A 10,572-nucleotide genomic window follows, 5' to 3' on the forward strand; every position below is an offset into this window, starting at 1 on the left:
CGGCAAGAGAGACTGAGGTGCGATGAGGATCGACGGTTCCGGAACACTGCGCGCCAACTGCGTCCTGTGCCCCAACCCCGGACCCATGACGCTGGACGGCACCAACACCTGGGTGCTGCGCGAGCCGGGGGCGCGGGGCGTCATCGTGGTCGACCCCGGCCCGCACGATGAGCGCCACCTGGAGCGGGTGGCCCGCACCGTGCAGGAGCAGGGCGCGCAGGTCGCCGTCACGCTGCTGACCCACCACCACCCCGACCACAGCGACGGCGCCCGCTATTTCAGCGAGCTCACCGGGGCGCCGGTGCGCGCCGTCGAGCCGGAGCTGCGCATCGGCGGCGACGGGCTCTCCGACGGCGACACCGTCGAGGTCGACGGGCTGCAGCTGCGGGTGCTCGCCACGCCCGGCCACACCGCCGACTCCCTCTGCCTGCACCTGCCCGCCGACGACGTCGTGCTCACCGGCGACACCGTGCTCGGCGCCGGAACGACGATGATCGCCGACGACGGCCTCGCGGCCTACATGGACTCGCTGCACCGGCTGCGCGAGCTGACGGAGTCCGCCGGCGTGCGGGCCCTGCTGCCCGGGCACGGGCCCATCTGCACCGAGCCGCGCGACAAGCTCGCCGAGTACATCGGCCACCGCGAGGCGCGGCTGGCCCAGATCACCGCGGCCGTCGAGGCGGGCGATCGCACGGCCGAGGAGATCGTGGCCCGCGTCTACGCCGGCATCGAGGAGGGTGTCGTGCCCGCGGCTCGGTCCTCGGTGCGCGCGCAGCTGCGCTACCTGGCCAAGCGCGGCGACATCCCGGCCGAACTCGGCGAGGCCTGAACGCGCCTGGCGCCGCCGCCCGAGTCGGCCCGCGCCGCGCGGCAGGGGCCGCACAGCCGACGGGCCCGGCACGCGGCCGGGCCCGGTGGTCGTGGCGCGGCGCCGATCGCGGCCGCGCGGTCGTGCCCGCGCGTCAGCGCGCGCGCCGGCGCATCCGCTCGACGTCGAGCAGCACGACGGCCTTGGCCTCGATCCGCAGCCAGCCGCGCAGGGCGAACTCCGCCAGCGCCTTGTTGACGGTCTCGCGCGAGGCGCCGACCAGCTGGGCGAGCTCTTCCTGGGTGAGGTCGTGGTGCACGTGCAGGCCGTCCTCGCCCTCCTTGCCGAAGCGGTCGGCGAGGTCGAGCAGCTGCCCGGCCACCCGCCCGGGGACGTCGGTGAAGACGAGGTCGCTCATGACGTCGTTGGTGCGGCGCAGCCGACCCGCGAGAGCCTTGAGCAGCTGCAGGCTGACCTGGGGCTGCTGGGCGATGAAGGGGCGCAGGTCGTCGTGGCCCAGGCCGGCCAGGACCGCGTCGGTGACGGCGACGGCGCTGGCCGTGCGCGGGCGCGGGTCGAACAGCGACAGCTCGCCGAACATCTCGCTGGGGCCGAGTACGCTCAGCAGGTTCTCGCGGCCGTCGACAGCGGCGCGGGTCAGCTTGACCTTGCCGCTGAGGATCACGTAGAGGCGGTCGCCCTCGTCCCCCTCGGAGAAGAGCGTCTGGCCGCGGCCGAGCCTGACCTCGCTCACCGAGGCGCGCAGCGCGGCGAAACCCTCCTCGTCGAGCGCCTCGAAAAGAGGGGCCTTGCGCAGCACCTCGTTGGTCTCGTCCACCACTTCCTCCTTGCAAGCCTGACCGTCAACAGTGTGACGTATATCGCACGCCGGTGGGAAACCAGTTCGTCGCCTCGGCTTGTCGTCCGGGTGACCTGCCAACCGCCACGGCCGACGTCAGCGCTTTCGATCCTAGTTGCAATCCCGTTCCCGAGGGGCCCGGCCCGCCGAACTCCCGACATTGCCGACATCGGGCGCCGGCGAGTCGGGCAGGGATACCGCCGCGGCCGTCCGGACCCGGACGGCGCCGCGGGTACGTAGTCTTTGGGGCGTGCTCGGAGAACCTGCCACACCTGCTCAGACCACCCCGCCCCCGACCGTGCCGAACGCCGGCGCGGCGCGGACGCCCACGGGTGAGTCGCGTCTCGCTCTGGTGAGACGCGCCCGACGGATAAACCGGGAACTAGCCCGGTTGTATCCCGATGCGCACTGTGAGCTTGATTTCACCTCGCCTCTGGAGCTCCTGGTGGCGACGATCCTGTCGGCGCAATGCACCGACAAGCGTGTCAACCAGGTGACCCCCGGGCTTTTCGCCCGCTACCCTGCGGCGGCCGATTACGCCGCCGCCGACCGGGAGGAGCTGGAGGGCCTGATCCGCTCCACCGGCTTCTACCGCTCCAAGGCCAACAGCATCATCGGCCTGGGCCGCAAGCTGTGCGAGGAGCACGGCGGCGAGGTCCCCGGCGACCTGGACGCGCTGGTGAAGCTGCCCGGCGTGGGGCGCAAGACCGCCAACGTGGTGCTGGGCAACGCCTTCGGGGTGCCGGGGCTGACTGTGGACACCCACTTCGGCCGGCTGGTGCGCCGCTTCGGCTGGACCGCGGAGACCGATCCGGTCAAGGTCGAGCACGCGGTCGGCGAGCTGTTCCCGCCCAAGGACTGGACCCTGCTCTCGCACCGGCTCATCTGGCACGGCCGCCGCATCTGCCACTCGCGGCGCCCCGCCTGCGGCGCCTGCCCGCTGGCCCACTGGTGCCCGTCGTTCGGCGAAGGGCCCACCGACGAGGCCGATGCCGCGGCACTGGTGCGGAATGGCCCCTTCTCCTAGGCGGTTCGGACCAGGCGGAGCAAGCACGGCCGGGGAGGGGACGGGCACACCATGACCGCAGACGAGCGCAGCGGCGACCGGCGCCCAGGCGGCCCGGAGCCCGCCGGTCCGCAGGCACACCGCGACGGCGGACCGCCGCAACGCGACGCCTCCCGCATGACCACGCCCGAATGGCTGGCCTCCCTCGCCCGCGCGGGCGCGCGCATGGCCGTTCCCGCGGCGATGCGGCCTCCCGAGTCGGGCGGCCGCAGGTCCGCGGTACTCATCCTGTTCGGCGAGGGCGAGCACGGCCCCGACGTGCTGCTGATCCAGCGCAACAAGGGACTGCGGCGCCACTCCGGGCAGCCGGCCTTCCCCGGCGGATCCTTCGAGCCCCACGACGAGGGGCCCGAGGACTGCGCCGTGCGCGAAGCCGTCGAGGAGACGGGCGTCGACCCGGAGGGGATCGAGCTCCTGGGCCGGCTGCCCGAGCTGTTCATCCGCCACAGCGAGTTCCGGGTGGTGCCGGTGCTCGCCTGGTGGCGGGAGCCCTCCGCCGTGCATGCGGCCGACTCCGGCGAAGTCGCCGGCGTGGTCCGGGTGCCCGTCAGCGAGCTCGCCGATCCGGACAACCGGGTGCGGGTGCGCCATCCCAACGGCTCGACCGGTCCCGCGTTCCGGGTCCGGGGCATGCTGGTCTGGGGGTTCACCGCGGCGATCCTGAACCGGCTGCTGGTTCTGGGAGGCTGGGAGCGGCCGTGGCTGGACGGCGAGGACGCCGAGCCCGTCCCCCTGCCCGGCGCCCGGCCCGACGACGAAGGGCGGCGCGCGCCGCGGCAGGCGCGCGACCGCTGCGGAAGCTGAGACGAGCGCGGGGTGGTGATGGACGGCATCGTCCTGGATGCGGTGCTGGTGGTCCTGGTGCTGCTGTTCGCGGCATCGGGGTACCGGCAGGGCTTCATCGTCGGGATCATGAGCTTCGCCGGGTTCATCGGCGGCGGCGTGCTGGCCGCTCTGGGAGCGCCGTCCCTCATCCAGGAGCTGGTGACCGAACCCGGGCGGCAGGCGCTGCTGGCGGTGGCGGTGGTGTTCCTGTGCGCGGCGCTGGGCCAGTTCGGCGCGTCCTACCTGGGCGCCGTGGTGCGCAACCGCGTCACCTGGGATTCCGCCCGCGTCGTGGACGCGATGGGCGGCGCCGTGGTGAGCGCCGTGTCGGTGCTGCTGGTGGCCTGGCTGGTGGGCAGCGCCGTCGCCAACTCCGCGATCCCCGTCCTCAACAACCAGGTCCAGCAATCGCGGGTCCTCCACGCGGTCGACAGGGCCATGCCCGAGGTCGCCCACACGTGGTTCTCCACCTTCCGCCGGATCGTCGACCAGAGCGACTTCCCGCAGGTATTCAGCGGCCTGGGCACCGGCGAGCCGGCCGAGGTGCAGCCCCCCGACCCCGACGTCCTCGACACCCCTGAACTGCGCGACGCCAGCCAGAGCGTCGTGAAGGTCCTGGGCACCGCCCCCAGCTGCCAGCGGCGCGTCGAAGGCACCGGCTTCGTCTACGCCGACGGGCGCATCATGACCAACGCCCACGTGGTGGCCGGCGTCACCCAGGACCTGCGCGTCGTGACCCGCTCCGGCCAGCAGCTGTCGGCGACGGTCGTGCTCTACGACCCCCAGCAGGACATCGCCGTCCTCGACGTGGACGGACTGGAGTTGGAGCCGCTTGAGTTCGAGACCGACGCCGACAAGGGCGACGACGCGGTCGTGGCGGGGTTCCCCCGCAACAACGGCTTCACCGCGGTGGCCGCCCGCATCCGCGCCGAGCAGACCGCCCAGGGCCCCGACTTCTACCACTCCCAGCAGGTCAGCCGGGAGATCTACCAGATCCGGGCCGAGGTGCGGCCGGGCAACTCCGGCGGTCCGCTGCTCTCGCCCGAGGGCGAGGTCTACGGTGTCGTGTTCGCGGCGGCCACCAACGAGGAGGAGACCGGTTACGTGCTCACCGCTCAAGAGGTCGCGGCCAACGCCGAGCAGGGTGCGACCGCGAGCGGGCCGGTCTCCACGCAGGAGTGCGACTGAGAGGTCGGACCAGGAGGGCGGTGCCGGGCGCCGGCGGAAGCGCCGCCGCCCCGCGGGCCGCGGCCCGCGGGGGCGCTGCGGGAGGGCGCCCGCCCGGCTGAGCATGTCAGCGGGGGCGGGCGCGATCGAACGCAGGCCTCAGCCGACGAGCTGGGATCCGGTCTCGGGATCGGTCTTGCCCAGGGGCCAGCTCATGCGGACGACGGTGCCGTCCTCGTGCGGCTCGATGCTGACCTCGTCGGCGAGGCCGACGATCACGGCGAGGCCGACGTCAGGCGACAGACCCGCGATCTCGGTGGCCGGGGAGTCGTCCTCGACGTCGACGCCGAGGCCCGGCTGGTCGTCGAACGCCTCGGCCGGCTCCTTGGCGGGGGCGCGATCGAACACCACGACCTCGAAGCGCTGGGCGTTGCGGCCGTTCTGCGAAGCCGGCCTGGGGCGTCTGCCGGGAGGTCCCTCAGGCGCACGGGAGCCGGCGCTGTCTATCAGATCGAGCTGGATCGGGCGGCTGGGGCAGTGGACACGGTGCGCCTCGACGGCGCGGGAGCACGCCTCGCCGACCGCCAGCCGGATCTCGTCGAGGGCGGACTCGGCGATGCCCGCCCGCCGGGCCACGGCCGTGGCCATGAGCCGGGCCGTGCGCACATGGGCGGGCAGCGCGCTGATCGTGAGCTGGACGAGTGCCATGGGATCGCTCGAAACGCAGCTACTTCGACTTGCGTTTGTCGATGGCTTCCTGGACGGAGTCGTAGATGCCGAAGACCTTGGTCAGGCCGGTGATCCGGAAGATCTTCAGGATGCGCTCCTGGGTGCAGACGAGGTCGAGCGTGCCGTCGTGGGCACGCACCCGCTTCAGGCCGCCCACGAGCACGCCGAGCCCCGTCGAGTCCAGGAACTCCACCTTCTCCATGTTGACCACGAGGTGGAAGTTGCCCTTGTTGACGAGGTCGATCAACAGCTCACGCAGCCGGGGAGCGGTATAGACATCGATCTCACCCTCGACGACGACGATCTCGGTGTCGTCCTGTGTGTGGTGATCAAGCTTCAAGTCCACTAGTCCTCCAGCGCCGAACCGCGAAAAGCCGCGAGTGATCTCTGCCGGGCGTTACCCCACAGTGCGGCATTCAACCACGCTTGCCCTTCGCATCTGCCTGTTATGCACAAGAAACCACGACAGCGCGGATCCCTTCCCGCGGATGTCACACTGAAACAGGGGTCGACCAGTGTCATCGCATGTGCTGCCTGCCGAGGAGGGGTCGGGGTGTCCGGATCCGCTCCCCGCGCACGCGGGGACGATGTGCGAGGGGAATCCGCGCTTCGCCGGCTGTGGCGTGACCATACCCCGAATCCGCAGGTGACACATGTGCAGCACCTGCCGCGTGACCACGGGGTAAGTGAACACTGGCCAGACTGGACACCGTCCTCGGTACGTGAGCGGCTCGCTGAGCAGGGGATCACGGCTCCGTGGTCCCACCAGGCGGCCGCCGCGGATCTCGCGCGCTCCGGTAGCAATGTGATCATAGCCACGGGCACCGCTTCGGGGAAATCACTGGCCTATCTGCTGCCCAGCGTCGAGGCCGTCGAACAGGGCGGCACGGTGCTTTACGTCTCCCCGACCAAGGCGCTGGCGGCCGACCAGCGGCGCGCGCTGGCCGATCTCGGCCTTGCCGACCTGCGCGCGGCCACCTATGACGGCGACACTCCCGGCGAGGAGCGCGCGTGGATCCGCGCGCACGCCGACTACGTGCTGACCAACCCCGACATGCTGCACTACGCGGTGCTGGGCAACCACGCCGCCTGGTCGTCCTTCCTGCGGCGGCTGCGCTACGTCGTCATCGACGAGGCGCACCGCTACCGCGGCGTGTTCGGGTCCCATGTCGCCCAGATCGTGCGGCGGCTGCGCCGGATCTGCGCCCGTTACCGCAGCGCCCCGGTTTTCATCCTCGCCTCGGCGACCGCGGGAACGCCCGAGGAGAGCGCCTCCCGGCTGATCGGGGCGCCGGTGCGGGCGGTCACCGAGGACGCCTCGCCGCGCCCGGCGCTGGACTTCGCGCTGATCGAGCCCGAGCTCACCGAGCAGCGGGGCGAGAACGGCGCCCCGCTGCGGCGCACTGCACCGACCGAGGCCGCGCACGTCCTCGCCGACCTCGCCGAGGAAGGCGTGCGCACCCTCGCCTTCGTCCGGTCGCGGCAGGCCGCGGAGGTCGTCGCCCTCACCGCGCAGCGCATCCTGCGCGAGCGGGAGGCCCGAGCCGACTCCCGCCGGCGCCGGCTCTCCGGCGGTCGCCCCGAGGCCACGGACCCCGCGGCGGCCGCGACCGCCGCCGACGCGGCCGGAGAACACGCCGCGCCGGGCGGCGCACCGCCGGACGAGGACGGCGGCGACCGCTCGGATCCCCCGCCGCGCAGGCTTTCCGAGCGGGTCGCCGCCTACCGCGCGGGCTACCTCGCCGACGACCGGCGAGGGCTGGAGGACGCGCTGCGCAGCGGCGAGCTGCTTGGCCTGGCCACCACCAACGCGCTGGAGCTGGGCGTCGACATCACCGGCCTTGACGCGGTGCTCGTGACCGGATGGCCGGGGACCCTGGCGTCGCTGTGGCAGCAGGCCGGGCGGGCGGGCCGCTCCGGCCAGGACGCGCTGGCCGCCTTCATCGCCCGCGACGACCCGCTGGACACCTACCTGGTGCACCACCCCGAGGCCGTCTTCGGCCGGCCGGTCGAGGCCACGGTCCTCGATCCGGACAACCCCTACGTGCTGGGCCCGCACCTGTGCGCGGCCGCCTCCGAGATCCCGCTGACCCCGGACGAGCTGGAGCTGTTCGGGCCCGCAGCCGCCGGCGTGCTCGACGACCTCGTCCGGCGCGGACTGCTGCGGCGCCGCCCGCGCGGCTGGTTCTGGACCCGGCGCGACCGCGCCTGCGACCTGGCCGACCTGCGCGGCTCGGGCGGCCCGCCGGTGCAGATCGTCGACTCCGCCAGCGGTCAGCTGCTCGGTACCGTCGACGAGGCCGCGGCCCACGGCACCGTCCACGACGGCGCGGTCTACCTGCACCAGGGGCTCACCTACGTCGTCGAGGAGCTGGACCTGGAGGAGTCGGTGGCCCTGGTGCACCCCGAGGCCCCGGAGTACAGCACGTGGGCGCGCGACACCACTGAGATCGAGGTCCGCCGCACGCTGCGCACCGAGGAGTGGGGCCCCGAGGCGGCCGTGAGTTTCGGCGAGGTCGGAGTGACCCGGCAGGTGGTGTCCTACCTGAAGCGCGACGTGCGCACCGGCGCGGTCCTCGGCGAACAGACCCTCGACCTGCCCGAGCGCCGGCTGAACTCGCGCGCCGTGTGGTGGACCCTCTCGCCGGAGGCGGCCGACCGGCTGCGCAAGGCCGACGTCGACGTCCGCGGAGCCGCCCACGCCGCCGAACACGCGGCGATCGGCCTGCTCCCGCTGTTCGCCACCTGCGATCGCTGGGACATCGGCGGCGTCTCGACCGCGCTGCACGCCGACACCGGCTGCTTGACGGTGTTCGTCTACGACGGCCACGAAGGCGGTGCCGGGTTCGCCGAACGCGGCTACGCGGCGGCCCGCGACTGGCTCACGGCCACCCGCCAGGCCATCGCCGACTGCGAATGCGCCGACGGCTGCCCCTCGTGCATCCAGTCGCCCAAATGCGGCAGCGGCAACGACCCGCTCAGCAAGCCGGGCGCCCTGCGCCTCATCGACGCCGTCCTCGCCGGGGGCGCGTGCTAGATCGTTGATGGGAGTTTGGTGGCCTGGTCAGTGGTCGTAGGCGATCAGTGACCGCTTGACGGGGGCGGCGGTCAGCCAGTTGTGCCAGATCGCGGCGTTGAGCGCGCAGATGCGCTGGCAGGTGCGCGCCCAGAGCCCTTCGGCGGTGCGGGCGGCGTGGCGCTCCAGTCCGAGCTGGTTCTTCAACGTCCAGATGACGGCCTCGATGCGCTGGCGCAGCCGGCCCGGGAAGTGCCGGGGGCCGTGTCCGCGCTGCTTCTCGGACTCCAGGGCGGGGCGCACGATGGTATGTCCCGTCGCGGCCACGGCGGACTCGATGCCGGCGCCGGCGAAGCCCTTGTCGCACACGATCGGGCCCGGGCCGGGCGCGGCCTGGTGGACGTGCAGCAGGTGCAGGGCCTGCTTGCGTTCGTCCAGTTCCTTGGGGTGGGCCAGGCTGAAGGCGCAGACCGCCCCCTCGGCGGTGGTGACGAGCATGAGTTTGGCGCCCCAGTAGAAGGCGTGGTGGGACTTGTCCATGCCGTAGCCGGCGATCTCGCCCAGCCCGGAGCGGTTGACCGTGACGCGGGAGGCGCCGCAGCGCACGGGGGTGCCGTCCATCAGCCGCAGCGGCTCCTGCCAGGTCGGGATCTGCCGGGCCAGCCATGTCGCCGCGGTGAGCAGGGCCGGGGCCAGATCGCGTAGATGGCGGTTGTATTCGGATTGGCCGGGCAGGCGGGGGAAGAGGTGGCCGATCCGGGCGGGTGCGGTACGCATCCAGTGGCGCTCGGAGTCGCAGCGCAGCAGGACTTGGGCGATGGCGACGCAGACGAGTTCGGCGTCGGTGAGCAGCCGGGCGGGGCCGCGTTTTCCCGGTTTCCTGCCCGAGGGCAGGACGTGGTCGTCCAGATGGACATAGAGTGCGATCAGAAGGGCGTCCAGGTTCGTGTTCACAGCTTGAGCATGGGCGCCCTTCGTCGTGCCCGCAGGAGTTCCGCAAAACTCCCATCAACGATCTAGGTGTGATGTCCCGGCACGTTGGTAACAGCCGACACGCCCCCGACAGCGGTTGAACAAGAAGAGGGCCTTCTGATCCCGGTGTGGATGACAAGTCTGCACCGATGCTCAGGAGGCCCTCGTGTGCCACCGTAACGCGCCACTGACCCCTACCGGCAGACTCCGCCTGGCCCGGTGCGTCGTCGAGGACGGCTACAGCCGCCGCGAGGCGGCCGAACGCTTCGGCGTCTCACCCAGGACCGCCCACAGATGGGCACGCCGCTACCGCGACGAGGGCGAGGCCGGCATGGGCGACCGCCCCAGCCGCCCCCACCACAGCCCGGCCCGCACCCCCGCGGCAACCGAACAGCAGGTGCTCGACCTGCGCCGCGAGCACCGCCTGGGGCCACTGCGGCTGGCCGCGCGCACCGGTATCGGGCCCGCCACCTGCCACCGCATCCTCACGCGCCGCGGCATGGCGCCGCTGGCGGCCTGCGACCGGGCCACCGGCGAGCCGGTGCGCCGCTACGAACGCGCCCGCCCCGGCGACCTGGTCCACATCGACGTCAAGAAACTCGGCCGCATCCCCGACGGCGGCGGCCACAAGGTACTGGGCCGGGCCGCCGGCCGCAGCAACAAAGACACCGACGGCCGCGGCCGGGGGTACCTGTTCCTACACACCGCCCCGGACGACCACTCCCGCCTGGCCTACACCGAGATCCTGACCGACGAGACCGCCCCCAGCTGCGCCGGGTTCCTCCGCCGCGCCGTGGCGTGGTTCGCCCGGCGCGGCGTCACCGCCCGGCGGGTCCTGACCGACAACGCCTGGGCCTACACCAAGACCACCTGGCGCACCACGTGCCGACAGCTGGGCATTGGCCCGCGCTGGACCCGGCCCTGGCGGCCCCAGACCAACGGCAAGGTCGAACGCTTCCACCTGACCCTGCTCGAAGAATGGGCCTACCAGCGGCCCTACACCTGCGAAGCCCAGCGCCAGGCCGCATTCGGCGACTGGCTCGACTGGTACAACTATCATCGGCCCCACACCGGGATCGGCGGCCGCACTCCCGCCAGCCGCGTTACCAACCTCCCGGGACATCACACCT

General features: G+C 72.5%; 10 protein-coding genes. 6 read left to right on the forward strand and 4 right to left on the reverse strand.

Annotated features, from left to right (window positions below; genetic code table 11):
- The first annotated feature begins 22 nt into the window (after window positions 1-22).
- The gene (locus tag FZ103_RS23635) at window positions 23-829 is read left to right on the forward strand and encodes an MBL fold metallo-hydrolase (RefSeq protein WP_156004349.1); all 807 of its coding nucleotides are present in this window, start codon (window positions 23-25) and stop codon (window positions 827-829) included.
- 133 nt (window positions 830-962) lie between these two features.
- On the opposite strand, the gene FZ103_RS23640 is transcribed toward FZ103_RS23635, so the two are convergent.
- On the reverse strand, window positions 963-1,646 hold the full coding sequence (locus tag FZ103_RS23640; RefSeq protein WP_186356772.1) for a Crp/Fnr family transcriptional regulator: 684 nt from the start codon (window positions 1,644-1,646) through the stop codon (window positions 963-965).
- Between the two features lie 319 nt (window positions 1,647-1,965).
- Here FZ103_RS23640 and nth point away from each other — a divergent pair, with 319 nt between their 5' ends.
- The 3 genes from nth to FZ103_RS23655 all read left to right on the forward strand — a co-directional run bounded on the left by nth (window position 1,966) and on the right by FZ103_RS23655 (window position 4,746).
- On the forward strand, window positions 1,966-2,694 hold the full coding sequence (gene nth / locus FZ103_RS23645; protein ID WP_186356782.1) for an endonuclease III: 729 nt from the start codon (window positions 1,966-1,968) through the stop codon (window positions 2,692-2,694).
- A 156-nt stretch (window positions 2,695-2,850) separates the two neighbouring features.
- On the forward strand, window positions 2,851-3,537 hold the full coding sequence (locus tag FZ103_RS23650) for a CoA pyrophosphatase (protein WP_156004390.1): 687 nt from the start codon (window positions 2,851-2,853) through the stop codon (window positions 3,535-3,537).
- Window positions 3,538-3,555: 18 nt separating this feature from the next.
- Window positions 3,556-4,746, forward strand: coding sequence for a MarP family serine protease (locus tag FZ103_RS23655; protein WP_156004351.1), 1,191 nt, complete (start codon window positions 3,556-3,558; stop codon window positions 4,744-4,746).
- 138 nt (window positions 4,747-4,884) lie between these two features.
- Here the strand turns inward: FZ103_RS23655 and FZ103_RS23660 are convergent, their stop codons facing one another.
- Both FZ103_RS23660 and FZ103_RS23665 read right to left on the reverse strand, forming a co-directional pair.
- A complete protein-coding gene (locus tag FZ103_RS23660; RefSeq protein ID WP_156004353.1) occupies window positions 4,885-5,433 on the reverse strand; it encodes an ATP-binding protein in 549 nt (182 codons plus the stop codon).
- Between the two features lie 19 nt (window positions 5,434-5,452).
- Window positions 5,453-5,800 (reverse strand): STAS domain-containing protein, encoded by a 348-nt coding sequence (locus FZ103_RS23665; protein WP_040272705.1) that lies wholly within the window; start codon window positions 5,798-5,800, stop codon window positions 5,453-5,455.
- A 300-nt stretch (window positions 5,801-6,100) separates the two neighbouring features.
- On the opposite strand from FZ103_RS23665, the gene FZ103_RS23670 reads away from it, so the two are divergent.
- Window positions 6,101-8,491: a DEAD/DEAH box helicase gene (locus tag FZ103_RS23670; protein ID WP_343233678.1), complete on the forward strand. Its 2,391-nt coding sequence runs from the start codon at window positions 6,101-6,103 to the stop codon at window positions 8,489-8,491.
- Window positions 8,492-8,518: 27 nt separating this feature from the next.
- Here FZ103_RS23670 and FZ103_RS23675 read toward each other — a convergent pair whose 3' ends face one another.
- Complete coding sequence (locus tag FZ103_RS23675; RefSeq protein ID WP_186356773.1) at window positions 8,519-9,424, reverse strand: transposase; 906 nt, start codon at window positions 9,422-9,424, stop codon at window positions 8,519-8,521.
- A gap of 184 nt (window positions 9,425-9,608) precedes the next feature.
- On the opposite strand from FZ103_RS23675, the gene FZ103_RS23680 reads away from it, so the two are divergent.
- Window positions 9,609-10,572, forward strand: a 964-nt coding sequence (locus tag FZ103_RS23680; protein ID WP_186356774.1) for an IS481 family transposase, incomplete at its 3' end; no start/stop codon positions are given.

Source organism: Streptomonospora sp. PA3 (assembly GCF_009728995.1).
GTDB lineage: Bacteria > Actinomycetota > Actinomycetes > Streptosporangiales > Streptosporangiaceae > Streptomonospora.

Excerpts from the sequence above, each read along its gene's own strand:
- FZ103_RS23635 (WP_156004349.1), top strand. The coding sequence starts at position 23 with ATGAGGATCGACGGTTCCGGAACACTGCGCGCCAACTGCGTCCTGTGC.
- FZ103_RS23650 (WP_156004390.1), top strand. The coding sequence starts at position 2,851 with ATGACCACGCCCGAATGGCTGGCCTCCCTCGCCCGCGCGGGCGCGCGC.
- FZ103_RS23655 (WP_156004351.1), top strand. The coding sequence starts at position 3,556 with ATGGACGGCATCGTCCTGGATGCGGTGCTGGTGGTCCTGGTGCTGCTG.
- FZ103_RS23660 (WP_156004353.1), bottom strand. The coding sequence starts at position 5,433 with ATGGCACTCGTCCAGCTCACGATCAGCGCGCTGCCCGCCCATGTGCGC.